The following is a 25,800-nucleotide window of genomic DNA, read 5'->3' as shown; positions in this document are numbered from 1 at the left end:
CTCAGTGCAGTCTTTTTCAGTGCAGTCTTGCTCAGTGAAGTCTTGGCGCCTTCAGCAGCTTGGCGCGTTCGACCGAGGTCAGCACTACGTCGAAAGTGACGCCCTCATGATAGACCGTGAGCGGCACGTCGACGCCGGCAGGGCCCAGCGACCAGAGTTTTCGGTAGAAGCCGGTCTGGCTGGTGATCTTGTCGCCGTTGATCGCGAGGATGACGTCGCCGGTCTTGATTTCCGCGCGCGCCGCCGGACCCTTGCCGGCGACGCCGACCACCACGATGCGGTTGTCGATCTCCGTCGAAAACATCCCGAGCCATGGCCGCGCCGGCTTGTTGACGCGGCCGAACTTGCGCAGATCGTCGAGCACCGGCTTCAACAGGTCGATCGGCACGATCATGTTGACGTGTTCGGCCTTGCCCTCGCGCTCGCGTTCGAGCTGCAGCGAGCCGATGCCGATCAGCTCGCCCCGGCCAGAGATCAGCCCGGTGCCGCCCCAGTTCGGATGCGCGGGGTGGGTGAAGATCGCTTCATCCAGCAGATATTCCCAATAGCCGGCGAATTCCTGCTTGGCCGCGATCTGGCTCGCGACCGATCGCGTGCGGCCGCCGGCGCCGCCGAGCACGACGCGGTCGCCGACCCTTGTGATGGCGGAAGAGCCGAGCGGCAGCGGCTCGATGTCGAGACGCCCGAGCGCCTGCACCAGGCCGAAGCCGGATTCGAAGTCGAAGCCGAGCGGATGGCCCTGCATCACGCGGCCGTCGCCCAGATGCAGCCACACGGTCTCGGCCTCGGTGATGAGATAGCCGATGGTCAGCACCAGGCCGTCGTCGATCAGCACGCCATTGCCGGCGCGCTCGGTGCCGAGCGTTTCCGCGCTGAAGGCGTCGGCGGGGATAATCGAATGCAGCCCGACCACCGAGGCCAGTGCGCGGTCGAGATCAAAACTGTAATCGCCCGGGCGCGGCTGGTTGGCCGGCGGCACTTTCCATTCGGTCAAAGAGGGCATGAAGGGTCTCCCATACGGTTGCGCGTCGCTTAACCAACGCCGCGCAACCCGAATAGATCATGGTCCTGCCAGCGGCAGCCTTTGCCGGATTATATCAGCGAAACGGCCGCGGATCGAGATCGCGGATCGAACGCGGGTTTGCGATCCGTGCACTGATGGAACGCGCGTCAGCTCCGCCATTCCCGATAATCGCGCTTGACTTTGTCGGCCGCAACCGCTGCGGCGGCGTTCAGCCAGCCGCGCGGGCGTTTCGCAAGGTCGGCCTGCAGCGCCTTGACCGGCACCGCGCCTGCCGCGTGGACCGACGCCACTTCCAGTCCCATCGCCTCCAGCAGCTTGAGGTGCAATTTCTTGCCGGCGGCATCACCCAGCTCGATCTTGCGGGAATCGGCGGCGATGCGCCGAAAGATGAATTGATGGCGCACGTCGAGAAACGGATCCGGCGCGCGATACCGGCTGTTTGCCAGCGCCAGGAAATTCGACTTCCCGGATTTCTTGCCGGATTTTTGGCCATTGGCATATGTCCACGCCGAGGGCACCAGCGCCTTGGCCTCGCGCAATACCTGCCCGCCGCGCCAGTCGCCGACCGCGACGTAACGCGGCCGCCCCAGGCTGCCGCCACCCTTGTGGAGCAGGCGGCACAATCGGATGCTCTTCCTGTCCACGCTGTCAGGCAGGCTTTCGATCAGCGCTTTGGCGATTGCGGGCGGCGGCTTGTAATCCGGGTAGTCGGCCACTTCCTTCCAGAACTCCTTCAGCTTGTCTTCCTCAGGCTCGGCATAGGGCCGCAACCAGCTTTGATCTTCGAACAGCAGCGCCGGCCGTGGGGCTTTAAGGCCGTCGCGATAACCCCGGAGCAGGGCGTTGGCGGCATGCCTGAGGTCGACCGCCGGATTCGGCGCAAGCTGGATGCTGGCCGCAAGCCGGACCAGATCGAGCACATAGGGCATGACGGCGGCTTCGTCGAAATCGTTGACGCCCCAGACCAGGCGGCCGTCCGCATCGCGCCAGGTCCCGAAATTTTCCAGATGCAGATCGCCGACCGAAAGCAACTGCGGCGCATCCATCAGCTCCGGACACCAGTCGCCGATTTTTCTGGCCCAGCGGAAATAGGTCGCCCGCAGAAAGATGAAGGGGTTCTTCGTCATCTGTTTGTGCTTGTAGGCGATATCCTTTTTGACGACGTCGCACTGCGTGGCGAGCCAGGCCTCGTATGCCCTGTTATCCTTGCGGAAAGACATGTCATGTCCCCATGCGGTGCGGCCGCTCGAAAGCCGGCGCGTCAATTAGACGAATCTACCTCAGGATGCCGTGTATGGAAACGTCTCGGATGACGGGAGTAGGCTTTTTGGCAATCTTGGTACGGTCGCTGCCGTCGGTCCGACTCCACTCCGCTCCTCACTCCGCCTTGGCCCGCGCCCGCGCGGGCAATATCCGGAAGGCGCGATTCTCCTTCAGCCAGGCGGCGCGCTCGTCGCGCAGCAGGGTGCGGCGGACCTTGCCGGAATCATCGCGCAGGCCGAAATTGACCACTTCAAAACTTTCCGGGTGCTTGTAGCGGCTGAGCAGGTCGGAGAGGAAATCGCCCATGCCGTCGGCGACCGATTGCGCGTCGGTGTCGGGCCCAAGTTCCAGGATTGCGTGCACGCGCTGGCCGAATTCCGGATCGGGCAGGCCGACCGCGACGCAGGAGCGAACTAACGGATGCGCTGATACCGCGGCCTCGATTTCGGCCGGGTAGATGTTGGCGCCGCCGCGCAGGATCATGTCGGCGAGCCGGTCGCCGAGATAGAGATAGCCGTCGGCGTCCAGCCTTCCGATGTCGCCGAGCGATTCCCAGCCGTCGGCGCGGCGTTTTGGTTCGGCGCCGAGGTAATGATAGCTGCTGCCGGCGCCGTCATTGGGCAGGAAATAGATTTCACCGGTCTCGCCGGTGGCGACCTCGTTGCCGTCCTCGCCGATGATGCGCAGGCGGGAGGTCTCGGCGATCTTGCCGACCGATCCCCTGTGTTCGAGCCATTCGACGCCCGAAATGATGCATGCGCCCTGCGCTTCGGTACCGCCATAGAGCTCATAGATGCGCTCGGGCCCGAGCCATTCGATCCATTTTTCCTTCAGCCATGGCGGCATCGGCGCTGCCATGTGAAACACGATTTGCAGGCTCGACAGATCGTAGCGGCTGCGCACCTCACCCGGCAGCGCCCAGATCCGGTGCATCATGGTCGGCACGAAATTGACCCACTGCACCCGGCTCTCTTCGATCAGGCGCAGGCATTCCTCGGCGTCGAACTTGACGAGGCCGGTGACGCGCCCGCCATGGAACAGCGCGGTGTGCGACACGATGAAGGGCGCGTTGTGGTAGAGCGGCCCGGGGTTGAGCAGGGAAGCGCCGATCGGCATGCCGAGCGCTGCCGGTCCCGCGGTATCGATCACGGCGGGCCGGTGGTCGAGGATCACCTTCGGCCGGCCGGTCGAGCCGCCAGAGGTCATCGCCTTCCAGTAGCGCGCCACCGGATTGTCGATCGGCTCAGTGGAAAAGCCCTCCGGCACAAAATCGGCGGGCAGCGAATTCGGTGCATTCCAGTCCGGCTGACCGCCGACGACAAGCGAAGGCTGGAGAATCTCCAGCACCGCAGCCGCCTCGCCGCGCGGTAACCGCCAGGTCAGCGAGGTCGGCGTCGCGCCGCATTTCCACACCGCAAACGTGGTCTCGAAAAAAATGTTGCTGTTGGGCAGGCCGATGGCGACGAAATCGCCGGGCTTGACCCCCTTGGCGGCAAAGGCGCGGGCACGGGCGTTGGCATTGCGCTCCAGTTGCTCCCAGGTCAGCGTCTCAGCGCCATGGCTGATCGCGATCGTGTCTTTCGGTTTGCGCTCGGCATACCAGCGCGGCACGTCGGCAAGGGGGATCAGCATGGGGCGTTTCCATTGCGGGGCGTCTTGATGCCGCTCTTGTGTTTCGTATCAGGCGGCATATGGCCACCGCTGGCACTTCGCCAACAGGAGACATTTCGCCAACAGGAGACATTGTCACTCAAGACGGGCGCGGCGTCCATATTGCCGCAGATAACAGCAACCCCGATCGCGAGCGTTCACCTCATTGAGCGGCTTGGGCGGCTGACCGCCGACGACTTCCGTTCACGGACATCCCGGGGTCCACCGTCATGTCTCAAAAGTGCTACCTGCTGATATCGCTACGGGCTCGCGCACCGATAGGTCGCGTCCGCTTCCGTCGTGTGCCGTGCGCCGGAAAGCGTGTGCCGTGCGCCGGAATTGGAACCACGCGTGCCGCATTACTACGGTGGTACTTATGCGCATTTTGTTGTTGCGTCCGGCGCATTTGCATCTAACTCTTTGCGACGCGGCGAGCAGAAATCCACATCGCGGCCGATGGTTAGAGTTTTGTTGTTGGGAGCAAATTTGTTGTCGAGAGTAAAAGCGTACCAGGGTGAGTTTGATCTCGGAGCAAGATCGCCGTTTCGCGACACTCCAAATGAAGAAGGCCGCGAATGTCTCATCGCGGGCTCCCTTCAGTGAAGCCTCTGGGCGGAACAGGTAACCGCCTTCTTGCAGCGCTGCCGCCGTCGGACCTCGATCTGCTGGGGCCCGTGCTGGAGACGGTCGCGCTCGATCCGGACGCGGTCATTTCGCGAGCGGGTGACCCGATCGAGCATGTCCTTTTCCCTCATAGCGGCGCCATCTCGCTGATGATCGACATGGCGGACGGAGAGACGGTTGCCACCGCCGCAGTCGGGCGCGAGGGGGCAATAGGCATTCTTTCAGTGCTCGGGCCGTCACCTTCGGCCGTTACCGCGGTCGTTCGTGCGGCGGGCATCGCCTCGCGGATTCCTGCATCGCGCTTTCACGCCGCTTTCAATCGGAGTCCGGCGATCCGGCACCTTGTCCAGAATCACGCCAGGGCGATGCTGGTACAGTTCCAACTCGGCTCGGCCTGCAATGCGCTGCATCCGGTCGAAGCCCGCATGGCCCGTTGGCTGCTGCAGTTTCGCGACCGCATCGACCACGACGTGCTCCCGCTCACCCAACAGGCGTTGTCGCAGATCCTTGGTGTGCGACGAACGACGGTGACGCTCTTGATGGGCAAACTGCGCGCTTCCGGAGCGATCAGGTCCGATCAACGAGGCCGGATCGAGATCGACCGATCGCGGCTCGCGGCGGCATCGTGCGAATGCCACGGCACCATACGTCTCGAAGTCGAGGAGATCCTTTCGGTGAACACGGCCCGATCACGCGCGGCGGTTCCGCCGGTTGGTGTGCGCATCCCGGAAATCGAATCGGGCGATGTCGTGTGAGCGCGACCGCCGACCTATCGGCGCTGCGACCGGCCGTTGCGTCGTTTCTTCGCCTCGAGCTTCGCAAGCTCGCGCAGCACCTTCGCTGTCTGGCGCAGCTCGTTGCGCGCGGGGCCCGGCTTTAGCCGTCGTGCTTCTTCAAGAAAGTCCCTGGCCTGCAGCAGCCAGGTCGACGTTTCAGTTGAGATTTCCATGCGCGCCATGGTGTCCCCCATTGCGCTAAAGCATGATCCGGAAAAGTGGGCACCGGTTTTCCGAAAAGATCATGCTCAAACAAAGAGCTAGAGTGGGATGACGAATCGAAGAGAAGTCATCACGCTCTAGCGACGGTCAGGCGCTGGAGCCCGAGCCGAGACGCCGCGTCCGGATGCTCGGCTCGTGGACCCAGGCTTCCCGCGCGAACCAGTCGTGATAGGTGCTGCAGATCGGGCAATGGGTGCGCGAGAAGAACACCGCGCTGCGTCTAAAGCTCTCGCGATCGATCTTGATGCCGGTGGGGATCGCGCGTCCGCTTTGCGGACATTTCACCATAACCATACCCATGTGTCCCTCCCTTGAAATGGTACTTGCCGTTTTTGCAGCAAAGCACCGGCCGGTTGGATTTGCGCCTCTTGTCGGTGCGGTGACTGGGGGGGCATAGCGCACCTGTGCCTTTGTTTGATCGAGCATGGGGTGGGCATGCTCGTTGCAGGGCTTAATCCAACCGGCCGGATCCCTCCTGAACGAATCCTCTATGTGAATTGGGCGCCGCTTTTTTAGCCGGCTTTGTGGAGAATCTTGGCGAAGTGATCTCTGATCGGCTCACCCGTTTCCGTCGCAAGCTTTTGGGCAAGGGCCAGCAATTCCTTGTTCTGGCCGGATGCGGCGTCGAAGGTCTTGCGCGCCTGCGACGCAGACAAGGTAAAGACATCCGAAACGGACTTGCTGCCCAGCAGATTGACGAAGAAATCGATCGCGGAGGCGACATTGGCGTTTGAGATTTCGAGCACCTTAAGCCCGTAGTCGGTCGTGCTTCTGGCGTTGCTCGAATAGCTCTCGCGCAGCGCTTCGGTCATCGCCTCTGACGCGACCTTCATCTTCTCGCAACCTTCCCGCGCGCGGGCAAAACCCTGCTCGGCCAGCTCGAAGCTCACGCCAGGCAACGCGATCTTTGGGAGTTCCAAGAGCGGCATCCCGAATACATTCGTTCCGTTCGGTGCGACTTTCGTTTCGCTTTCACTCACTGCGGCATTACCTTTCTCAAGCGAAAGCCCTTTCCCGAGACGCTCGCTTGCGTCACGAGAGCTCACGCTCCGTGTTCGATTTGTTTTTTGATGAGCTTCAATCCAGCCCCGCACCACTGTGCCCTGCGAAAACGGGACGGTCGGTTCGATTTGCGACTCTCGATTAAAATTTTTTCGACGATGTCAATTCACACCATCGTATATAGGTATGGTTAACGGGGATGATGTTGTGAATTAAGTGGACACTGCGAGGCGCAGGCTTTCGTTCGTTTCCGCCGCTGTCTTGGGCGGCCGCGCCGACCAGGGGGTAACCCAATAGGGCGAGTCTCAGGGGCATGCCCGGGCGGTAAAATTGCTGCCGATCGGCATGCACGCAGTATCGGAGCGGAGACCGCGATCCGCCCGGTTCTGCGATGGTGCAGGGCCGAGCGGCGATCGAGGCAATGTGGAAAAGCATGGCCGAACAAGTTGGCGATCCGAAACTCACAGTCCTGGACGTCAAGCCGCTCGGCCCCTCTGCGGCACGCGAGATCGGAAATTTCAGCCTGAAGACCAAGGGCCCGACGCCACAGGAAGTGAGCGGGAAGTATGTTGTGGTTTGGGAAAAGGTCGGAAACGACTGGAAAATGGCGACCGATATCTGGAACGATGGCAAGTAGGCTCCTCGCGGTTGTTGGCTGATGACAACACCCCGCGCGTGATGTTTTGGCTCGCCGCTGCAATCATGTTGGTCAGCTCATCCTGCCCCGCAGCGGCAAGTGTCCAAATTGGGAGAGCTTGGAGCTCGTAGGGCTCAATCCGTCCTGCGGCCCTCAAGACGGGCGCGGCGTCCATATGGCCGCCGATAAATGTAGCTCGGATCGGAAGCGCGAAGCGTAGTTGCGCGGCTGCGCATTGACAGATTTAGCTATCAGTTATGGAATAACCGCGCTTTCACCCCAAATGCCAGGAGGGTGCAAATGAGCGAACTTGAGAACCGACAGCTTGTCGAGCAAGCCTACGCCAACTTCAAAGCCGGCGATATCCCGACCCTGATGCAATCCATGTCAGAGGACATCACGTGGCAATTGCCGGAGGTTGAGAACGTGCCCTTTGCCGGCAAGCGACGGGGGCGCAACGCGGTCGGCGAGTTCTTTTCGACGCTCGCCAGTTTACAGGATGCGCGTTCATTCGAGCCCAGTGAATTCATTGCACAGGGCGACAAGGTCGTCGTGCTCGGTCACTACGTCTGGCAGGTCAAAGCCAACGGGCGCACCTACGAGAGCGACTTCGCGCACGTGCTCACCGTCCGCGGCGGGCAGATCGTGGCCTTTCAAGAGTACACGGACTCAGCCGCAGCCGCCAAAGCGTTTCGTTGAGGGTGAGCGCCGGGCAGGAGCCATAGACCGCGCCGGAGCCGACGTGGGCTTGGTGTCGCACGTAAGCTCCGCCGTTGAGCGGCGGTAGCCCCATGGCGGCCCGCGATAGCACCTTCCCCCTCAATTGCATTCTTAGGCGTATGCCTGAGATCGATTCACGCGCGAGGCGTCGATCGGGTCGGGAGCAAGCTTGCCACCGCTGTTGTATTCAGCAGCAGCTTTCCGTGCTAACTTTGCGGGGCGGGGCTTCGGGCTAGACCTTCGGGTAACGCCGATGCGTACACTCCACGAAGAGGCTCTTGAACAGCGGCTCACTGCGCTTGAGGGCGTCCGTCCCTGGTCTCCCCGGGTGGTCTCGCGACTTGAGAGCCTCATTCGATCGAATGAAGACAGCGCTCTCTTTCGGGTCAATCCGCTAAAGTTCGCGCACGAACGGAGCATCGCCGAGAGCGAAGCAATCGATCTGTTTCTTCATGCGGCGGCGGTCGGCTTGTTCACGATGGACTGGATGGTGGTCTGGGGCAGAGAGAATGCGACGTGCATCAGATAGTCTTGCACCGGCAAACCGTCCGGGTCGTGAAAGATGACGGGCCGGATCTCCGAGGCAATTGTGAAGGATTGGCGTTGCGCTTTCTCTGCCTTCCGGAAAGTCGCGAAGAAAGACTCGTTCTGAAAGATTCGTGAGCGGTAACTGACCGTTGGAGGATGCATCGTTGGAACGCAGGCTTGCAGCAATTCTGGCTGCTGATGTGGCCGGTTACAGCCGTCTCATGGGCGCGGACGAAGAAGGCACGCTCGCTCAATTGAAGGGGCACCGGCAAGCGCTCGTCGATTCGAAAATCGAAGAACATCGGGGCCGTATCGTCAAGACGACCGGGGACGGCATGTTGGTCGAGTTCGCGTCCGTGGTTGACGCGGTACGATGCGCCGTTGAAGTGCAACGCGGCATGAGCGAGCGGAATGCCAAGGTAGGTGTCGATAAGCGGATCGAATTCCGGGTTGGCATAAACCTCGGCGACATCATCATCGACGATAACGATATTTACGGCGACGGCGTGAACATCGCCGCACGGCTTGAGGGCATGGCCGAACCGGGCGGAATTTGCATTTCGCGCCAAGCACACGATCACTTGCTCGAAAAACTCTCGTTCACGTGCGAGAAGCTGGGGCTCCGGAACCTCAAGAACATCGCCAAGCCCGTCGAAGTCTACTCGGTGAATTTTGATTCCGTCAGCATGACGCAGGAGATCAAATATTGCCGAACGTCCGATGGGGTGCGCCTTGCCTATGCAACCGTGGGGCAGGGTTCACCTTTGGTCAAGGCGGCGAACTGGATGAATCACCTTGAACACGACTGGGAGAGCCCGATCTGGCATCATTTGCTGGAAGGATTGGCGAGGAATCACACCTTGGTTCGATACGACGCACGAGGCAACGGGCTGTCGGATTGGGATGTCGACGAGCTTTCTCTTGAGGCATGGGTCGGCGATCTCGAAACCGTGGTCGATGCCGTTGGGATAGACCGCTTTCCGCTGTTTGGCGTCTCCCAAGGCTGTGCCATCTCCATCGCTTATGCCGTACGGCATCCGGAGCGCGTTAGTCGCTTGATCCTGTATGGTGGTTTTGCGCTGGGCGGCGGCAAGCGATCACCAGCGGAACATGAGAAACGAAAGGCGATGGGAACTTTGATGCGCCTTGGATGGGGCACGGATGATCCGGCATTTCGGCAAATGTTCACCTCGCAGTTCATTCCCGAGGCTACAAAGGAGCAGGCTGATTGGTTCAACGACCTGCAACGAAAGACCACATCACCTGAATGCGCTGCTCGCTATTTCGAAGTCGTCGGAAATCTCGATGTGCGCGAATTGCTCCCGCAAGTGCAGGTCCCAACCCTCGTCATGCATGTGCGTGGCGATCTCATGGCCCCGATCGATGCGGGCCGTCAAATGGCGGCCGGGATTCCCGGTGCTCGTTTCATAGCGCTGCCGGGGCGGAATCACCTCTTTCTGAAGCACGAACCCGCCAGTGCTCGGTTTTTCGAGGAGATCAATCTGTTTTTGACCAAGTGATCCGGGCTGGAAGCCAAGCGGCCCAAAAGCAATCGCTTGACCACTATCAAGCGGCCAGCAGGACATCTCGATCCAGCTATCTGTACGCGACCGCACCGCTCGATGGGCCCGTTAGCGAGAGGGATATTGAAGTCTCGGAATTCGGCGTGCGGGACCCGTCATGCGCTGCACGATCACCGATCATCGTTGGGGACCGGGTGTGTGGGGATACCTCGGTGTCGCCCGGCGGGCAAATCAATTCCGATTATCGGAATTCGTGTCAAGCCCCGAAATAAAAAATATTTCGCTTTTCCAGAAGGCAAATCAGGGTCATATATCTGCCCATCCCGTCCCACTCAGAGGGCGTCGGCCGTCGTCACGGACGTTGGGCGGGTCGCGGTGGACGCTGATGTGCTGGCGACGAACGGCACTGATGCGTACGGCGAAGTCGTGTGGTCCTGGCGCCCCGTTGCTGGCGTCACGTTCGTGAGGAGCCAAACGCTTCTTGCGGGCAATGGTGGCAAGAAAGCCCGTTCACCAGGGAGAGCTCGATATAAGCCGTAAAGCCATTGCGCAGGGAAGGCCGGATGCTCTCCGCTGGACCTGTATGCTCGTGTGCAGCCTACTTAGTGCAAACCGCACGCGAGACCGCGGGTGCAGCGCGCACCCGGTCTTCCCTGCGCCCTCTGTATTTCGAGGGCAAGGAGCATCTGGCAAAGCTCGGGCGCATTCGCGCCGCGAGGTCGCAGGCGCATATCCATAGCGTCGGCCGCATGGCAGGTCACCCGCCCGGCGCTAGGCCGGGTCAGGCGAAGCTGATACGATTTTATCCAAACAACGATCGGGGACCGTAGCATGGACAATCGCAGCGACATCTGGCGGGGCATTGACGTCATCAAGCCGCGCTTCATCGATTTGGCCGACAGGGTCTGGGCGATGCCCGAGGTCTGCTACACCGAGGCACGCTCTGCCGCCGAACATCTGGCCGAACTGCGCCATCAGGGTTTCCGCATCACCGAGAATGTCGCCGGCATTCCCACCGCCCTGATGGGCGAATGGGGGGAGGGCGGTCCGGTCATCGCCTTCCTTGGCGAATATGATGCGCTGCCCGGTCTCAGCCAGGAGGCGGGCGTCGCGGAACACCGCCCCATCGAGGCCGGCGGCCATGGCCATGGCTGCGGCCACAACCTCTTGGGTTCGGCGGCATTGCTCGCCGCCACCGCCGTGAAGGATTGGCTAGCCGCGAGCAAGACGCCGGGGCGCGTGCGCTATTACGGCTGCCCCGCCGAGGAGGGCGGTGCGGCGAAGACCTTCATGGTGCGCTCGGGCGCCTTCGATGACGCCGACATCGCCATCACCTGGCACCCCAACAGTTTCTGGGAAGTCGCGGTGACGCCGTCGCTGGCCAACACCCGCGCCGATTTCATCTTCACCGGTCGCGCCTCGCATGCCGCGGTCTCGCCGCATCTTGGCCGCAGTGCGCTCGATGCGGTGGAGCTGATGAATGTCGGCGTCAACTACATGCGCGAGCACATGCCGAGCGAAGCCCGCGTGCATTATGCGCTGCTCGACACCGGCGGCATTGCCCCCAACGTGGTGCAGGCCCACGCCCGCGTGCGCTATTCGATCCGCGACCGCGATCTGCCCGGGATGAACGCGTTGGTGGGCCGCGTTCACAAGATCGCGCAAGGCGCCGCGCTGATGACCGAAACAAGTGTGGAGATGCGGATCATTTCCGCCGTCTCCAATGTTCTGGACAACACCCCGCTCGAGCAAACCCTGCACCGCATCATGACGGATCTGGGTCCCCCGCATTTCGACGAGGCGGACAAGGAATTCGCCACAAAAATCCGCGCAACCCTGACCGACAAGGACATCGCCTCCGTCTATCATTCGATCGGCATGGATCCGACCGACCGGCCGCTGGCCGATTTCATCGTGCCGCTGGATGCCAAACGCAATCCCCAGATCGGCTCGACCGATGTCGGCGATGTCAGCTGGGTGGTCCCGACCGTTCAGGTCCACGCTCCGACGGTCGCCATCGGAACGCCGTTTCACACCTGGCAGATCGTCGCCCAGGGCAAGAGCCCGCATGCCCACAAGGCCATGGTGCAGGCGGCCAAGGCGATGGCCGCGCTCGGTGTCCAGGCGCTGGGCGAGCCGGAGCTGATCGCTGCCGCCAAAGCCGACCTCAAGAAGCGCACCGCCCGCACGCCCTATGTCTGTCCGCTGCCGGACAACGTCGCGCCGCCGCTGGATATGTCGTTGGGTTGAGCGGGCCTGACCTGGCGAACGAACTTTTCGCATGAGGGGCGGCGCGAATGGAATTCCCACCACTTCCCTATGTGGCGGTTGCCGAATCGTTCAAGCTGCCGCCAGGCATGAATTTCCGCGGCACGTCGGGCGTTGCCTTCAATTCCAAAGGCAACATCTTCGTTATTCATCGCGGGCTGATGCCGCTGATGGAATTCGACCCCGACGGCCATTTCATCCGCGGGTTCGGCGAGGGCATGTTCGAACGCTCGCACGGCCTGCGGATCGACGCGCAGGATAATATCTGGGCGACCGACGTTGCCGCGAACCTGGTCTACAAGTTCAATCCGTCCGGTCGGCTGGAAATGGTGCTCGGCGTCAAGGGCCACACCGGCGAGTGGCATCCGTTCGGGCATCTGCGGCTGTTCCACGAACCGAACGAGGCGGTGGTCGGTCCGACCGGCGACATCTACGTGCTGCAGGGTCACGGCAGGGGCACGTCGTGCGTGATCAAGTTCGATCCTGACGGCAATTTCATCACGACCTGGGGCGGCAACGGCAAGGGGCCGGGCGAATTCGATCTGCCGCACTCCCTTGTGTTCGACGCGCAAGGGCTGCTCTACATCGCCGACCGCAAGAACGAACGCATCCAGGTGTTCGACGCCGACGGCAATTACATCCGCTGCTCGCAGCATCCCGGCGCGCCCTGTGGGCTGTTCATGGGCGACGACCAGCACATCTGGCTGGCAGCCGGTCACACCGGCCAGATCATGAAGCTCGATTTGAGCGGCAAGGTGGTGGGGATGATATCAGGCGCAGGGCAGGGCAAAACGCGCGGCAAGTATGGTGAAGCCCATTACATCGCGGTGAGCCCGCGCGATGAGGTCTTCGTCGCCGACACGCTGAACTGGCGCATCCAGAAATATGTCAGGGAATGACTTTGCCGGTGACCGCGCATGATTGACCAGGAGTACGACACGATCATCATCGGCGGCGGCTCTGCCGGCGCCACGCTGGCCGCGCGCCTCAGCGAGGACCCCGCCCATCGCGTGCTGCTGCTCGAGGCCGGGCAGGATTTTCGCACCGCCGACACGCCGGAGCACATCCAGATCCCGAATCCGATGCGCGCCATCGGCGATGATAATTTCCGCTGGCCCAACTTGCTGGCAAAGCGAACCGAGCGGCAGGCGCCGCGCCTGCTGTGGCGGGGGCGCGCCATGGGCGGCAGTTCCACGATCAACGGCCAGATCGCCATCCGCGCGATGCCTGACGATCTCGACCGCTGGGAAGCCAGCGGCTGTGAGGGATGGGGCTGGGACGCGATGCTGCCCTGGTTCTGCAAGCTGGAGACCGACAAGAATTTTCCGGACGCGGCCTACCACGGCGATCGCGGCCCGATCCCGGTGTATCGCGCGCCGGTGCCGGATTGGGGAAACGTGGACCGGGCGCTGCGCCAGTCCGCGCTCGGCCTCGGCTATGGCTGGTGCGACGACCACAACGCGCCGACCGGAACCGGTGTCTCGCCCTACGCCATCAACAGCGAGGCCGGACGCCGCGTCTCCACCAATGACGGGTATCTGGAGCCGGCGCGCGGCCGTGCGAATTTGCAGATCGTCGGCGATGCCCTGGTCGAAGGAATCGAATTCGAAGGTAATAGACTGCACGCCCGCGCGGTCCGGGTCCGAATCGGCGGCAAATCATATGCACCCACCGCGAAGCATGAGGTGATCGTGTGCGCCGGTGCCATTCACTCGCCCGCCATTCTGCAGCGCTCCGGCATCGGTCCTGCGGCATTGCTGGAAGGCTTGGGCATCCCTGTTCTGGCCGACCTGCCGGTCGGCGAAAACCTGCTCGACCATCCGATCATGGATGCGCTGCTGCATCTGCGCGAGCACGGCCAGGTCAATACGCTGATGCACCGGCACACCAATTGCTGCCTGCGCTACAGCTCCGGCCTCGAAGGCGCCGGGGAGAACGACATGATCATGATAGCGGGCAACCTTGCCCGAGACGTCAATCAGACGGCCAGCACCGCGCGCGGCCGCATCGCGGTGTCGGTCTATCAGGCGTTCAGCCAGGGCCACGTCCGCATCACCACGACAGATCCGACCATCGATCCGGCGGTGGAGGAGCGCATGCTGTCCGATCGCAGCGATCTCATTCGTATGCGCGACGGCGTGCGCCGCCTGCGCGAGATTTGTCTGCAGCCCGCCATCACCGACATCGCCCACCGCGTTGAGTACGGCGCGACCGGACGCTCGATGGACGAGGCGCTCAGCGACGCCGAGCTGGACGACTGGCTGTTCACTGAGTGCAGCGACGCCCAGCACGCCAGCGGCACCTGCCGCATGGGCGCAGCCGACGACCCGCGCGCCGTGGTCGATCCGGAATGCCGGGTGATCGGATGCACCGGCCTGCGCGTCATCGACGCCTCCATCATGCCGGAAGTCCCGCGCGCCAATACCCACCTGACGACGGTGGCGATCGCCGAGCGGATGGCGGACAGGTTGAAAGCTCAGAGGTGAGGAAGACCAACGCAAGCCGGGCGTCAGGTGAACTGCCGGCAGGATGCATTCCCGGGTTGCGCATCGGCAGAAAACTGGCTATTGGGACGGCTCCGCAACGCCATCGATGGAGGCGACCATGTTTACGTCTGCGCGCTTCCCGGGTTCGATACGCGATATTTGACGCGCGTCCCGGGATTCAAACCCCGGGTGAAATATCCAAATCCTCAACGCGATCGAATCTTGGCTGCGGACCTCTGAGTCCGCGCTGCGGAATTGTTGTCATGACCTCGAATCTGTTGCTGGCCCTTCGCCGGGAGGCCGCGCGCTCCGACCTGCTTGAACGTCGGCTCCGGAGATATCATCCCCGGTTCCAGGGAGAGGTGCGTGTTCTGGCAATGCGGCACTCGCGCATTGCGGACCTTGCTGCGAGCTTTCCCGCGCTTCTCTTCGCGCTGGCCGTCCCGCGGCCCGGGCTCGATCCCGCGCCGGCGCTCGCGCATGTCGTCGATGGCCTCGGTCTAGCTGAGGCGGCGGTGGCGGCCGATGTGCCGATGTGGCTGCGAAAGGTGCCGCCGGAGGCGCTCACGCGTCCGATCGGGAGACTGCCTGACGGCGAGCTGTTTCGCCGGCAGATCGCGAACCATTTTCCGCGCTCGCCCAAGCTCGCCCCAACTTGGCTGCAGGTCGTGGCTGATGTTGCCGATCTCGCGCATGAGGCGGCGGCGGTGTGGATCGCGCGCGAGCTTGTCCGCGAGCAGCGGCGTGTGAATCCGGCCCGATTGCGGCTGATGAGTCTCTGGTCATGGTTTTCCAGCCAGCCGGCAACGTACGGGCACGGGCTGATCGGCAAGCCGTGGACGCCGGACATGCGCATCGGTCCGGCCCTTGCGGCTGCAGACGACTGGCGAATGCTCATCGCATTGCAGGTGAATCTCGGTCGCCTGCCGATCAGCGACATGTGGCTCCGGACCGGTCGCGTGGCCGGTTATGATTTCCTGCCCTTGGACACCATCGTCGCTATCGCCGAAGAAGCGGACGCCATGCGGAATTGCCTGCACACCTATGGCTACAACCTGGCGCATAATCGCTCGCGGCTCTGGAGCGTTCGGCGCGACGGGGAGCGCGTTGCCACGCTGCGCGTTGCTTCGCGTTATCGCGATCCGCTGCCGAATATCGTCGAGCTCAAAGCCGCTGGGAACGCAGAGGTGCCGCGTGAGCTGTGGTGGGCGGCGCGCCAGTGGCTGCACATGCATGATCTGTCGCAGGTCGACATGGGGTGGCGTGACTGGGGCACGGCGCCGCTCGACCGCGCCGCTTGGCAATCGCTCTGGCGACCATATTGGATCGCGAAGCGCCGTATCCCGGAATGGCTGCCGATGGCACCATCGCGCAGTGCGCTTGAAGCGTTGTGAAATAAACCGCGCGAGCCTATGGATCGAGCTCGGTATCCCAATACAAATAATCCAGCCAGCTATCGTGCAGATAGTTCGGCGGGAACAGGCGGCCGTTGCGGTGCAGTTGGTGCACGGTCGGTGCGAACGGGTGTTGGCGCGGGAACATCCGCGCCTGCTGCGGCGTCAGATTGCCCTTGCGCAGATTGCACGGCGAACAGGCCGCGACGACGTTGTCCCAGGTGGTCTGGCCGCCCTTGCTGCGCGGGATGATGTGATCGAAGGTGAGGTCGTCATGCGCCAGGCAATATTGGCAGCAGAACCGGTCGCGCAGGAAGACGTTGAACCGGGTGAAAGCGGGATGCGTGGTCGGCTTGACGAAGGATTTCAGCGACACCACGCTCGGCAGCTGGATCTCGAAGCTCGGGCTGTGCACCGCGCGGTCGTAATGCTCGACGATGTTGACGCGGTCGAGGAACACCGCCTTGATCGCGTCCTGCCACGACCAGAGAGACAGCGGGTAGTAACTCAGCGGCCGGAAATCCGCGTTCAGCACGAGTACCGGCCAACCGCCTTGCGAGACGTGTGCGTTCAAGAAACGCTCCTGACTCCCATGTTAGCTGCGAAGCAGCATGCGCCCTGCATACTACAGGCAGCGTGACGGGATTGTGAAGAGCGTTCCGGGCCTTATCCAGCATATGCCGCCCACGAATCGCCACGGTTCCCGGCCTCCAAGGCACCTCCGAGGCACCTCCAGGGGCGGGCATCCGCGGTCAATCCATCGTGATCGGGCGTGCCAACCCCCGAGCCGCGCGGCCGCTCCTAAACCTTCTCCAGCTTCTGCAGACAGCGGCCGACGCCGACCTCTGATGGCATCGGCGTGTCCGGAAAGCTGGTTTTCCAGTTGGTGACGCCGACTTCGCCGACATAGATGTCGCCTCTGGAATCCAGCGCCAGGCCGTGGGGTGCGAGGAATTTGCCGGTCTCGATCCCCGGGCCGTCCTCGCCGCCGAGCCGGGCGATCCGCTGGCCCTTGGCGTCGACGATGGAGAGCCGCGGCCCGAGATTCGGTACCTTGAGGTTGACGGGCATGCCGGGGCCGAGTTCGCCGACGATGAAATGCGGCTGCTTGCCGCCGCAGCAATGCAGCGCACAGGGCCGGTGCAAATTGTTCCACTGGGTCTCGTATTTGCCGTTGCCGTCGAACACCTGCACGCGGTGGTTTTCGCGGTCGGCGACGTAAACGAAGCCGTCCACATCGGTTGCGATGTTGTGGACGATGTTGAACTGGCCGGGATCGGAGCCCGGCTCACCCCAGCTCTTCAGCAGCTTGCCGTCGGGCGTGTATTTATGGACGCAGGCGTTGCCGTAACCGTCCGAGACGTAAATCTCGCCCTTCGGCGACAGCGCAGTATGGGTGCAGCGGTGGAACGGCTCGCCGCTCATATACGGCTTTGGCCGGTTCGGGATGCCGATCGTCAGCAGCACCTTGCCGTCGACCGAGCACTTGCGCACGGTGTGGTCGCCGTCATCGGTGCAATAGAGATTGTCGTCGGCGTCGATGTGCAGCCCATGGGCGCGGTTGAACAGACCTTCGCCCCAACTCCTGAGGAAATTCCCCTCGCGGTCCAGCACCACCATCGGATGGGCGCCGCGGTTGAAGACGTAGATGCGGTCGCGGCTGTCGACCGCGACGGAAGCGACGTCGGAGAGATTCCAGCCATCGGGCAGCTTCGCCCAGTTCTCCACCACGCGGTAACGGTGTTCGCCTGAGCCCAGAATGGACGGCATGCTTAGTCCCCCATGATGTTAGCTTGATTCACGCGACGGCCGCCGCTGGCTTCGCGCCCCGCGGCAATAGCCCTTCCTCGATCGCCTTGATCTGCAGCGCCAGATGTTTCGATCCGATGCGGCATTGCGCGAGGCCGCCGGCGATGAACCACAGGCCAGGCTGGCCGGTGCGAGTGTACATGTTGCGCAGTTCCTGGCCGTCGCCAAAGCCCCAGATGGTGCCGACGCGGTTCATGACGGCTTCGCCGAACAGAAGCCGCACCAGCTCTTCCTGCCGCTTGTAGCCGGTCGCCAGCACGACGAGATCGGCGGCGATGGTCTCGCCGTCCTTCATCTCCGCGCCATCGGCGACAAAGCCTTCGACATCGGCGAATTGCTTCAGAGCGATATCGCCTTTGACGATCAAATCGGAGCAGCCGACGTTGAAATAATAACCGCCGCCGCGGGTGAGGTATTTGAACTGCCAGCCGGTGTTATCCTCGCCGAAATCGAGCTTGAAGCCCGCGCGGTCCAGTCCCTCCAGCAGCTCCTTGTCGAGTTCCTTGGATTTCTCCGTCGTCAGCGCGTGGCTCCTCCGCGCCACCTTCAGCGGCATCGAGGTCGCGATCAGGTCGTTGTCCTCGAGCGTGCCCTCATTATAGGGCGCGTACACCAGCTGCGCCGAGGGCTCGATGCTCACGACCAGCGTCGATGAGCGCTGAAACAGCGTTACCTCGGCGCCGCTTGAATGCAGATCCTGCGCGATGTCGTGGCCGCTGTTGCCGGTGCCGATCACGATCGCGCGCTTGCCCTTCCAGTTCTCGCCGTCGTCGTACTGGCTGGAATGCATCACAGTGCCGCGAAAATCTTTCAAGCCGGCAATCTCGGGCCGGCTCGGAATGCCGCTGACGCCGGTCGCCAGCACGACATGGCGCGGATGCATCGTGCGCGTGCTGCCGTCGGCGCGGCGCAGCGTCACGCTCCAGCGTTGCGCCGTCTCGTCGTAGCTGCCGCCCTCGAACTCGGTCTCGGTCCAGAAGTTCAACTCCATGGCTTCGACATAGGCCTCGAACCAGTTGGCGAGCTTGTCCTTCGGGATGTAAGTCGGCCAGTTCGGCGGGAAGTACATGTAGGGCAGGTGGTTGACCTGCACCTGGTTGTGCAGCGTCAGCGCGTGGTAGCGCTTGCGCCAATTGTCGCCGATGCGCTTCTCGCGATCGACGATCAGCGTATCGACATTCAATTGCTTCAGCCGCGCCGCGATCGAGAGGCCGGATTGTCCGCCGCCGATCACCAGCACGGTCGGATCGTGTTCGGCATAGCCGGCGGAAGCCTTGCGCAGATCGAGCCAGTTGGGGCCGCGGAAATCACGCGAATAGGCGCTGCCGCGCGGCCGCGCGACGCCGATCTGCTCTTCAAAGCCCTTGAGCTCGCCGAGTTCGGTCAGCAGCGTCCACGCCCTCAGGACATTGCCGGCATCCGGAATCAGCCGGATGATGCCGCTGCCGCGCCCGACCTTGGTCTCGAATTTGAAGATCGCCTCGATCGCGTTGGTGCCGGCGCGCATCACCTTGCGCGGGGCGGCGCGGTTGGGATCGACCGCAAAGCCGCTCGGGCCGGCGGCCGGCGCGTGCAGCGCGAGCTCTTTCAGGATCGCGTCCGCGCCGTTGACGGTCTGGATGTTCCAGCTCAACGCCAGCACGTCGCGCCAATGGCTGTCGGCATGAAACAGCGTCTTCAGCAGGCCGCTATCGGATTTCGCCAGCGCCTCTTCGAACTGCGCCAGCCAGTTGTCGGCGGCTACCGAAATATCGTCCGTCTTGTCGAGCATGCGCGTTTCTCGTCACCGGCCGTCTATGCGGCGTTTTCCCTGTTCCCGCGAGCCTATACCCATTCGGGAGACCGCAGGAAGGGCGTGAGGAGATAGCGGACATTCGCTAAAGAGCGAGGATATGCCCCTGGTCCGGCGGCACACGGCCGTTGAGGGTGTCGAGATAGACCTGTCGAACCGCCGCCGGTCCGCGGCCTTCGGTCACGGTGAGCCACCCGTCCAGCATCGGCGCAAAACCCGACCATGCCGCGCCAAACCGCGTGCCGACGCCGCCCGAGCCCCATTCCTTGGCGCGTTTGCGAATCTGGACGGGCGCGGAGTACCAGGTTGGCTTGGCGCCGGGCAATTCCGGCTCGTCGGGCGACGAACTGCGATGGGTAAGTCCGATGCGTCCGGAATATTTCATCTGGTCGCCGAAATGATTATGCAGCGTCGCGCGCAATTCGCTGTTCCCCGCCATGTCGACCAACGCGACAGGTGAATCCGGTGGCAACGATGTCACGGCGTCATAGGTCACGACCTCGTCGTAGCAGCCGAGCGATTTGACGAATGCCACGTTCGGAGCCGAGGTCAGCCCGATCACCTTGATTCCGTTGCGCCTTGTGTGCAGCAGATGCGCAAGCCCGAACGCGGTCTTGCTGGAGGCCGAGGAGAGCATCACGCTCTGCGCGCCGAAGAAATCATTCTCGGCGAGGAAATCATCTACCAGAAAGGACAGCATGAACAGCGGTCGCAGCAGCGCCTGAAAATCGCCCCGACGTCCGGCGAAGGAGGGATCGCCGCTGACGCGGGCATAGGCGTTGTAGACCGGCGCAGCGACTTGTCGATGCGCGGCGGCATCGCGCAGGCCGTGCTTGCTAACGTCAGCCGCTTCGATCACCACGTGCGTCGCCATCGGGAAATAGCCGAACAGGCGTTCGCCCTCGGCAATATCAGGATGCTTCGACGCGATCACGTCGCCGAATCCCCACACCGGAATATTGCCGAAACCCTTTGGCGCAGGAAACAGCTGCCAGTAATTGAACTGGTCGCCAAGCACGGCGTAGGTGATGTTGTTGGCGGTGAAGGCGAAACTGACAACTTTGACCAGCAACGCCTCACCCGGCAATGTGCCCGCGTCGGGTAGCTCTGTCTCGATCACTTTGTATTGCTGCAGATCATGGCGGGCGACGATAAAATCAGTGGCGTGCATGTGTCCGATCCTTGTTCGTGACATGCCGCGATCTTTGCGCTCTCTGACGGCCCTTTTGCAACAGCAAGTATGTTCAACAAGGACGTTTAAAACGCTGTTCGTTTGAAACGCTGTTTGCTTCCTGTGCCGCGATCGCGCGTAAACGCCCCTCGGCGTGGAGATCCCTGAGCTTGCGCTTGAAGATCTTGCCGGTGGCTTCGCGCGGCATTGCGTCCATGAACTGGATGTCCTTTGGCACCTTGAAGTTGGCGAGGCGGGTGCGCAGGAATTCCTGCACCGCCGCCGGCGATAGCGCGGCATTGGTGTCAGGCTCGATGCAGGCGAACAATCGTTCGCCGAATTCGTCGTCGGGAATGCCGAACACCGCGCAGTCGCGCACGCCGTCCATGCCGATCAGCGCGTTCTCGATTTCGGCGGGATAGATGTTGACGCCGCCTGAGATCACCATGTCGCGTTTGCGATCGCACAGGAACAGATAGCCGTCCTCGTCGAGATAACCGACGTCGCCGACGCTGACCAAACCATCACGCCCGGCCTCGGTGCGTGCCTCGGCCTTGCCATGATAGTCGAAATCCGGCACCGACATTTGCCGCATGAAAATTTCGCCGGGCTCGTTGACGCCGCACATTTCGCCGTCGGGCCGGAAGATCTTGACGACGCCGCCTTCGATGGCGCGGCCGACGGTGCCGGGCTTGGCCAGCGCTTCCTCGGCCGAGTGCCACACCGGGATTCCGGTTTCGGTCGAGCCGAAATATTCGTTGATGACCGGCCCCCACCATTCGATCATGGCGCGTTTGACCTGCGGCGGGCAGGGCGCGGCGCCATGGACCACGAAGCGCAGCGACGACAGATCGTAGCGCTGCTTCACCTCGTCCGGCAGCCGCAGCAGCCGCACGAACATGGTCGGCACCATATGCATGTGGGTGACGCGATGGCGCGCGATCAGTTGCAGCATGTCCTCGGGGTCGAAGCGCGGTTCGAGCACGATCGTGCAGCCGCTGCGAAACGCCAGCATGCCGTAGGAGCTTGGCGCCGAATGGTACATCGGGCCGTTCATCAGGACGACCTGATCGTCATCGGCCTTGATGCCGTAGGCGATGGTGCCGACGCGCGCCGAGGCCGCTTGCTGTTCCGGCTTCATCGGCTTGCGCCGCACGCCCTTGGGCAGGCCCGTGGTGCCTGACGTATAGAACATCGGCGCGCTGCCGATCGGCGGCTCGGGCAATGGCGGATGGGTGTCGCGCCAGGCGTCCCAGTCGGTCATGCCATCAGGGATTTGCGTCAGCGCGGGTGGAACATTGAACGCGGCGGCGATTTCCGGCGGGGTGGTCACGATCAACAATCTGATATGGGCTGGTAGCCCGTCCCTGATTTGCGGCAGCAGGTCCGCGTGGCAGACCAAAATCTCGGCGCCGCTGTCGGCCAGGATATAGGCGACCTCTTCGGCCTTCAGGTGCCAGTTGATCGGCACCACCGGGCTGCCAAGCGCGGCGGCAGCGCCGGAAACTTCGAACAGCGCAAAATCATTGCGCAGCATCATGGCGACCGGCGTGCCGCCGCCAAGGCTGAGGCTCTGAAATCCCGTCGCCGCGCGTGCGATGCGGCCGTGGATCTGGGGGTAGCTGATGGAACGTTCGCCGCCGATGATCACGTTGCGTGCTCCTTATCGGTCGTCCAGAATTTCGCCGAAACCGACCCAGCTCTTGCCGTCGAAGCGCCGCAGCCGCAATTGCTGGAACGGCAGATAATCCTCGGCATCGGTCGACACCGTTATATCAGGCAACAGCAGCGGCAGCGAAACCTGGCGCAGCGAAGCCGCCTGGCGCATGACGTTCTCGCGGCTGAAATCGTCCTTGCACGCCGCCAGCACCTTCGTCATCAGGTTGGCATAATGGTAGCCCGCCGCGTAGTTCGAATTGTTGAGGTCGGCATTGGGCAAATACTGTTTCATGAACGCGAAATACTCCTTCACGCCGGCGTCATTGGCCCATTGCGCGTCCATCGTGTCCTTCTGGTTGCTCGACGAAATTAGCCCGACCGCGTTGTCCAGTCCGCCGGGCTCCAGGAACGAGATCGATGACGCCGATGTCGGCACAAAGAACAGGTCTGGCTTCCAGTTCAGTTCGGCGACGCCCTTGATCATCTGCGAGGTGAACTTGCCGAGCACGACGCCGAACATCACGTTGGCGCCGGAGGCTTTCAGCGTCGCGAGCTGCGAGCTGATGGTCGGCGCGCTGGTCTCATAGCTCGCCTCGGAGACGATCATGGTCGCGGCCTTGTCTCCCAGCGCGCGCTTGAAGCCGGCGACATAGTCGCGGCCGAAATCGTCGTTTTGCGCCAGGATGGCGATCTTCGCATCCGGCTTGGCCTGCAATATGTATTTGGCATAGACGACGCCCTCGGACTGATAGGTCGCCATGCCCGGCATGGTCCATGGGTAATGCTTCGGGTCGGCCCATTTGGTGGCGCCGCTCAGCACGAACAGCTGCGGCACTTTCTTGCTGTTGAGGTAGCGATGCACGGCGTTGTTGGTCGCGGTGCCCAGCGAGCCGAACATGACCAGCACTTCTTCCTGCTCGACCAGCTTTCGGGTCTGCTCCACGGTCTTGGGCGGCGAGTAGGCGTCGTCGAGGGTGATGAACTTGACCTTGCGGCCATTGATGCCGCCGTCCGCGTTGACCTTCTCGAAATAGGCCTCCTGCGCCCGGCCGATGATGCCGAACCCGGATACCGGCCCGCTATAGGGCAGCGTCTGGCCGATACGGATTTCGCCCTTGTCGTCGGCGGCGACGGCTGCGGTCGCCAACAATGCGAACACCATGCTCAATGCAGTGCGTGATACGCTCATCGTTCCCATCCCTCTGTTTTGATTATTGTCGAAGCCGAGCGCGCGCCGCCTAAGCGCGCGCCCGCCTGAGAAAGTCGCTGCCGGCATCGTCGAATTCGGCTTTCAGGCGCGCGACGAGTTCGGCGACCGGCGGCGCATCATTGATCTGGCCGATGCCCTGGCCCGAGCCCCAGATGTCGCGCCACGCCTTGGACTTGGTGTTGCCGCCGGAGCCGAAATTCATCTTGGTCTTGTCGGCGACCGGCAGATTGTCGGGATCGAGGCCCGCGGCCACGATCGACGGGCCGAGATAATTGCCGTGCACGCCGGTGAACAGGTTCGAATAGACGATGTCATGGGCGGCGTGCTCGGTCAGCGCCTTCTTGTAGGCGAGGTCGGCATTGGCCTCTTCGGTGGCGATGAAGCGGGTGCCCATGTAGGCAAGGTCGGCGCCGAGCGCGAGTGCGGAGGCAATGCTCCAGCCGTCGGAGATCGCGCCCGACAGCAGGATGGTGCCCTTGAACCATTGCTTGACCTCGCGCAGCAGCGCGAACGGCGACAGCGTACCGGCATGCCCGCCGGCGCCGGCGCAAACCAGAATGAGCCCATCGACGCCCTGTTCGGCGGCCTTGCGCGCATGCTTGACGTTGATCACGTCGTGGAACACGACGCCGCCATAGGAATGCGCGGCTTCGACGATCTCCAGCGGCGGCCGCAGCGAGGTGATGATGATCGGAACCTGGTGCTTGACGCAGGTCTCCATGTCTTTCATCAGCCGGTCGTTGGAGGCGTGGCAGATCTGGTTAACCGCGTAGGGCGCGACCTTCTTGCCGGGGTGCAGCGCCTTGTACTCACCGAGTTCATTCTTGATTCGATCAAGCCATTCGTCGAGTTTTTCGACCGGCCGCGCGTTCAACGCCGGAAACGATCCAACGATGCCGGCCTTGCACTGGGCGATCACGAGCTCCGGCCCGGACACGATGAACAGCGGCGAGCCGACCACCGGCAGTTCAAGCGAATTGGTAAGCGACGGGGGCAACGGCATTCAATCCTCCCTTTGGGTTTCGAGGCCGGCGAACGGTTCCGCTCCAGCCGGCTTGCTTATGCGCTGCATTATAGGGCTGGACGGGTCGTCTCCGACGTTCAATATTGAACAGCTGACCATTCAGTAATGAACATATGGGCCTGATCGCCGATGGACTGGGAGCTGTGTAAGACCTTTGTCACGGTGGCCGAGACCCGCAGCTTCGCCGCGGCGGCGCGCCAGCTCCGTTCCAGCCATCCGACGGTCGGCCGCAAGATCGCCGAACTGGAGGGCCAGCTCGGCATACCCCTGTTCGCGCGCTCCAACGAAGGCCTGTCGCTGACCTCGCAGGGCCGCAAATTCCGTGAGCATGTCGACGCCATGGCGGCGGCCGCGCTGCGCGCCGAGGCCGCAGTGTCGGCGACCGGTGCGGACGCCCGAGGCGTGGTCAAGCTCTCGATCGGGGCGACCTTTGCCTCGCACTGGCTGATGCCGCGGCTGGGTCCGTTCCTGCGCGCGCATGACCACGTCCAGATCGAGATCATCACCTATCCGTTTCCGGCCAGCGTGCGGCGCCGCGAGGCTGATGTCGTGCTGCGTCCGGTGGATAGCGGCGAAGAGAATTTGATCGGCCGCAGGATCGGCCGGCTCGGCACCGGCTTCTACGCCTCGCGTGCCTATGCGGCAGGGCGCCGGCTGCCCGAGCGGCGCGACGAGTGGAAGGGGCACAGCGTGATCGGTTTTGCCGACCGGGCCTCGAACGAACGGCTGGCGCGCTGGAGCGATCTCATCACCCGGCAGGGGTCGGTGGTGCTGCGCTGTTCGTCGCAGGGCGACATGCTGGCCGCGGCGAAAGCCGGCCTCGGGATATCGGCGCTGTCATGCTTCGTCGCCGCCGGCGATCCCGATCTGGTGCGGGTCGCGCCGCAAAAGCTCGTCAGCGTGGCCGATCTCTGGCTGCTGGCGCACCCGGATCTGGTGGAACTGCCCGCGGTGCGCGCGGTGATCGACTTCGTCACGGCATGCGCGCGCGAGGACCGGGTCAGGCTGCGCGGCTGAA

Annotated in this window: 24 protein-coding genes; 11 read left to right on the top strand and 13 right to left on the bottom strand. The window is 62.9% G+C overall.

The features are described 5' to 3' along the window. Window positions 1-31: 31 nt before the first annotated feature. From JQ567_RS19890 to JQ567_RS19880, 3 genes are all read right to left on the bottom strand, one after another. On the bottom strand, window positions 32-1,003 hold the full coding sequence (locus JQ567_RS19890; RefSeq protein ID WP_192738349.1) for a S1C family serine protease: 972 nt from the start codon (window positions 1,001-1,003) through the stop codon (window positions 32-34). A gap of 167 nt (window positions 1,004-1,170) precedes the next feature. Continuing rightward, window positions 1,171-2,244 (bottom strand): DUF2252 family protein, encoded by a 1,074-nt coding sequence (locus JQ567_RS19885; protein WP_212440389.1) that lies wholly within the window; start codon window positions 2,242-2,244, stop codon window positions 1,171-1,173. Between the two features lie 157 nt (window positions 2,245-2,401). Continuing rightward, complete coding sequence (locus JQ567_RS19880) at window positions 2,402-3,919, bottom strand: AMP-binding protein (RefSeq protein ID WP_212440388.1); 1,518 nt, start codon at window positions 3,917-3,919, stop codon at window positions 2,402-2,404. Window positions 3,920-4,288: 369 nt separating this feature from the next. Between JQ567_RS19880 and JQ567_RS19875 the strand changes: the two genes are divergently transcribed. Together JQ567_RS19875 and JQ567_RS19870 are read left to right on the top strand one after the other, a co-directional pair. Further along, complete coding sequence (locus tag JQ567_RS19875; protein ID WP_212440456.1) at window positions 4,289-4,540, top strand: hypothetical protein; 252 nt, start codon at window positions 4,289-4,291, stop codon at window positions 4,538-4,540. Beyond that, window positions 4,513-5,316 (top strand): Crp/Fnr family transcriptional regulator, encoded by an 804-nt coding sequence (locus tag JQ567_RS19870; protein WP_212440387.1) that lies wholly within the window; start codon window positions 4,513-4,515, stop codon window positions 5,314-5,316. The genes JQ567_RS19875 and JQ567_RS19870 overlap by 28 nt, the downstream gene beginning before the upstream one ends. Before the next feature lie 14 nt (window positions 5,317-5,330). Here the strand turns inward: JQ567_RS19870 and JQ567_RS19865 are convergent, their stop codons facing one another. From JQ567_RS19865 to JQ567_RS38890, 3 genes are all read right to left on the bottom strand, one after another. Beyond that, window positions 5,331-5,519: a hypothetical protein gene (locus tag JQ567_RS19865; RefSeq protein ID WP_212440386.1), complete on the bottom strand. Its 189-nt coding sequence runs from the start codon at window positions 5,517-5,519 to the stop codon at window positions 5,331-5,333. A 127-nt stretch (window positions 5,520-5,646) separates the two neighbouring features. Continuing rightward, window positions 5,647-5,859 carry a hypothetical protein gene (locus JQ567_RS19860; protein WP_212440385.1) on the bottom strand — a complete coding sequence of 71 codons (213 nt, stop codon included), beginning with the start codon at window positions 5,857-5,859 and terminating at the stop codon, window positions 5,647-5,649. A gap of 212 nt (window positions 5,860-6,071) precedes the next feature. After that, a complete protein-coding gene (locus JQ567_RS38890) occupies window positions 6,072-6,653 on the bottom strand; it encodes a phasin family protein (protein ID WP_312017431.1) in 582 nt (193 codons plus the stop codon). A gap of 299 nt (window positions 6,654-6,952) precedes the next feature. On the opposite strand from JQ567_RS38890, the gene JQ567_RS19850 reads away from it, so the two are divergent. The 8 genes from JQ567_RS19850 to JQ567_RS19820 all read left to right on the top strand — a co-directional run bounded on the left by JQ567_RS19850 (window position 6,953) and on the right by JQ567_RS19820 (window position 16,117). Beyond that, window positions 6,953-7,198 carry a DUF4440 domain-containing protein gene (locus JQ567_RS19850; RefSeq protein WP_212440384.1) on the top strand — a complete coding sequence of 82 codons (246 nt, stop codon included), beginning with the start codon at window positions 6,953-6,955 and terminating at the stop codon, window positions 7,196-7,198. 300 nt (window positions 7,199-7,498) lie between these two features. After that, window positions 7,499-7,897: a nuclear transport factor 2 family protein gene (locus JQ567_RS19845; protein WP_212440383.1), complete on the top strand. Its 399-nt coding sequence runs from the start codon at window positions 7,499-7,501 to the stop codon at window positions 7,895-7,897. A 274-nt stretch (window positions 7,898-8,171) separates the two neighbouring features. Then, complete coding sequence (locus tag JQ567_RS38245) at window positions 8,172-8,447, top strand: DUF5939 domain-containing protein (protein ID WP_249165574.1); 276 nt, start codon at window positions 8,172-8,174, stop codon at window positions 8,445-8,447. Between the two features lie 163 nt (window positions 8,448-8,610). After that, window positions 8,611-9,966: an alpha/beta fold hydrolase gene (locus JQ567_RS19840; RefSeq protein ID WP_212440382.1), complete on the top strand. Its 1,356-nt coding sequence runs from the start codon at window positions 8,611-8,613 to the stop codon at window positions 9,964-9,966. Between the two features lie 834 nt (window positions 9,967-10,800). Continuing rightward, on the top strand, window positions 10,801-12,219 hold the full coding sequence (locus tag JQ567_RS19835) for a M20 family metallopeptidase (RefSeq protein WP_212440381.1): 1,419 nt from the start codon (window positions 10,801-10,803) through the stop codon (window positions 12,217-12,219). Between the two features lie 47 nt (window positions 12,220-12,266). Beyond that, window positions 12,267-13,136: a peptidyl-alpha-hydroxyglycine alpha-amidating lyase family protein gene (locus JQ567_RS19830; RefSeq protein WP_212440380.1), complete on the top strand. Its 870-nt coding sequence runs from the start codon at window positions 12,267-12,269 to the stop codon at window positions 13,134-13,136. A gap of 18 nt (window positions 13,137-13,154) precedes the next feature. Next, complete coding sequence (locus JQ567_RS19825) at window positions 13,155-14,723, top strand: GMC family oxidoreductase (RefSeq protein ID WP_212440379.1); 1,569 nt, start codon at window positions 13,155-13,157, stop codon at window positions 14,721-14,723. Window positions 14,724-14,986: 263 nt separating this feature from the next. Further along, a complete protein-coding gene (locus JQ567_RS19820) occupies window positions 14,987-16,117 on the top strand; it encodes a hypothetical protein (RefSeq protein ID WP_212440378.1) in 1,131 nt (376 codons plus the stop codon). A 16-nt stretch (window positions 16,118-16,133) separates the two neighbouring features. Here JQ567_RS19820 and JQ567_RS19815 read toward each other — a convergent pair whose 3' ends face one another. The 7 genes from JQ567_RS19815 to JQ567_RS19785 all read right to left on the bottom strand — a co-directional run bounded on the left by JQ567_RS19815 (window position 16,134) and on the right by JQ567_RS19785 (window position 24,761). Then, complete coding sequence (locus JQ567_RS19815; protein ID WP_212440377.1) at window positions 16,134-16,691, bottom strand: HNH endonuclease; 558 nt, start codon at window positions 16,689-16,691, stop codon at window positions 16,134-16,136. A gap of 227 nt (window positions 16,692-16,918) precedes the next feature. Next, complete coding sequence (locus tag JQ567_RS19810) at window positions 16,919-17,887, bottom strand: peptidyl-alpha-hydroxyglycine alpha-amidating lyase family protein (protein ID WP_212440376.1); 969 nt, start codon at window positions 17,885-17,887, stop codon at window positions 16,919-16,921. Between the two features lie 28 nt (window positions 17,888-17,915). After that, window positions 17,916-19,697 carry an NAD(P)/FAD-dependent oxidoreductase gene (locus tag JQ567_RS19805; RefSeq protein WP_212440375.1) on the bottom strand — a complete coding sequence of 594 codons (1,782 nt, stop codon included), beginning with the start codon at window positions 19,695-19,697 and terminating at the stop codon, window positions 17,916-17,918. Between the two features lie 106 nt (window positions 19,698-19,803). Further along, complete coding sequence (locus JQ567_RS19800) at window positions 19,804-20,889, bottom strand: DUF2855 family protein (protein WP_212440374.1); 1,086 nt, start codon at window positions 20,887-20,889, stop codon at window positions 19,804-19,806. Window positions 20,890-20,962: 73 nt separating this feature from the next. Beyond that, window positions 20,963-22,540: an acyl-CoA synthetase gene (locus JQ567_RS19795; RefSeq protein WP_212440373.1), complete on the bottom strand. Its 1,578-nt coding sequence runs from the start codon at window positions 22,538-22,540 to the stop codon at window positions 20,963-20,965. 12 nt (window positions 22,541-22,552) lie between these two features. After that, window positions 22,553-23,710: an ABC transporter substrate-binding protein gene (locus JQ567_RS19790; RefSeq protein ID WP_249165573.1), complete on the bottom strand. Its 1,158-nt coding sequence runs from the start codon at window positions 23,708-23,710 to the stop codon at window positions 22,553-22,555. A gap of 76 nt (window positions 23,711-23,786) precedes the next feature. Beyond that, window positions 23,787-24,761, bottom strand: coding sequence for a nitronate monooxygenase family protein (locus tag JQ567_RS19785; RefSeq protein ID WP_212440371.1), 975 nt, complete (start codon window positions 24,759-24,761; stop codon window positions 23,787-23,789). Window positions 24,762-24,911: 150 nt separating this feature from the next. Here JQ567_RS19785 and JQ567_RS19780 point away from each other — a divergent pair, with 150 nt between their 5' ends. Then, on the top strand, window positions 24,912-25,799 hold the full coding sequence (locus JQ567_RS19780; protein ID WP_212440370.1) for a LysR family transcriptional regulator: 888 nt from the start codon (window positions 24,912-24,914) through the stop codon (window positions 25,797-25,799). Window position 25,800: the final 1 nt, after the last annotated feature.

The organism is Bradyrhizobium sp. AUGA SZCCT0431 (assembly GCF_018131065.1).
Lineage (GTDB): Bacteria > Pseudomonadota > Alphaproteobacteria > Rhizobiales > Xanthobacteraceae > Bradyrhizobium.
This window is presented reverse-complemented; position numbering and strand designations above follow the sequence as displayed.

Excerpts from the sequence above, each read along its gene's own strand:
- JQ567_RS19890 (WP_192738349.1), bottom strand. The coding sequence starts at position 1,003 with ATGCCCTCTTTGACCGAATGGAAAGTGCCGCCGGCCAACCAGCCGCGC.
- JQ567_RS19885 (WP_212440389.1), bottom strand. The coding sequence starts at position 2,244 with ATGTCTTTCCGCAAGGATAACAGGGCATACGAGGCCTGGCTCGCCACG.
- JQ567_RS19880 (WP_212440388.1), bottom strand. The coding sequence starts at position 3,919 with ATGCTGATCCCCCTTGCCGACGTGCCGCGCTGGTATGCCGAGCGCAAA.
- JQ567_RS19870 (WP_212440387.1), top strand. The coding sequence starts at position 4,513 with ATGTCTCATCGCGGGCTCCCTTCAGTGAAGCCTCTGGGCGGAACAGGT.
- JQ567_RS19865 (WP_212440386.1), bottom strand. The coding sequence starts at position 5,519 with ATGGCGCGCATGGAAATCTCAACTGAAACGTCGACCTGGCTGCTGCAG.
- JQ567_RS19860 (WP_212440385.1), bottom strand. The coding sequence starts at position 5,859 with ATGGGTATGGTTATGGTGAAATGTCCGCAAAGCGGACGCGCGATCCCC.
- JQ567_RS19850 (WP_212440384.1), top strand. The coding sequence starts at position 6,953 with ATGGTGCAGGGCCGAGCGGCGATCGAGGCAATGTGGAAAAGCATGGCC.
- JQ567_RS19845 (WP_212440383.1), top strand. The coding sequence starts at position 7,499 with ATGAGCGAACTTGAGAACCGACAGCTTGTCGAGCAAGCCTACGCCAAC.
- JQ567_RS38245 (WP_249165574.1), top strand. The coding sequence starts at position 8,172 with ATGCGTACACTCCACGAAGAGGCTCTTGAACAGCGGCTCACTGCGCTT.
- JQ567_RS19835 (WP_212440381.1), top strand. The coding sequence starts at position 10,801 with ATGGACAATCGCAGCGACATCTGGCGGGGCATTGACGTCATCAAGCCG.
- JQ567_RS19830 (WP_212440380.1), top strand. The coding sequence starts at position 12,267 with ATGGAATTCCCACCACTTCCCTATGTGGCGGTTGCCGAATCGTTCAAG.
- JQ567_RS19825 (WP_212440379.1), top strand. The coding sequence starts at position 13,155 with ATGATTGACCAGGAGTACGACACGATCATCATCGGCGGCGGCTCTGCC.
- JQ567_RS19820 (WP_212440378.1), top strand. The coding sequence starts at position 14,987 with ATGACCTCGAATCTGTTGCTGGCCCTTCGCCGGGAGGCCGCGCGCTCC.
- JQ567_RS19810 (WP_212440376.1), bottom strand. The coding sequence starts at position 17,887 with ATGCCGTCCATTCTGGGCTCAGGCGAACACCGTTACCGCGTGGTGGAG.
- JQ567_RS19805 (WP_212440375.1), bottom strand. The coding sequence starts at position 19,697 with ATGCTCGACAAGACGGACGATATTTCGGTAGCCGCCGACAACTGGCTG.
- JQ567_RS19800 (WP_212440374.1), bottom strand. The coding sequence starts at position 20,889 with ATGCACGCCACTGATTTTATCGTCGCCCGCCATGATCTGCAGCAATAC.
- JQ567_RS19790 (WP_249165573.1), bottom strand. The coding sequence starts at position 23,710 with ATGGTGTTCGCATTGTTGGCGACCGCAGCCGTCGCCGCCGACGACAAG.
- JQ567_RS19785 (WP_212440371.1), bottom strand. The coding sequence starts at position 24,761 with ATGCCGTTGCCCCCGTCGCTTACCAATTCGCTTGAACTGCCGGTGGTC.
- JQ567_RS19780 (WP_212440370.1), top strand. The coding sequence starts at position 24,912 with ATGGACTGGGAGCTGTGTAAGACCTTTGTCACGGTGGCCGAGACCCGC.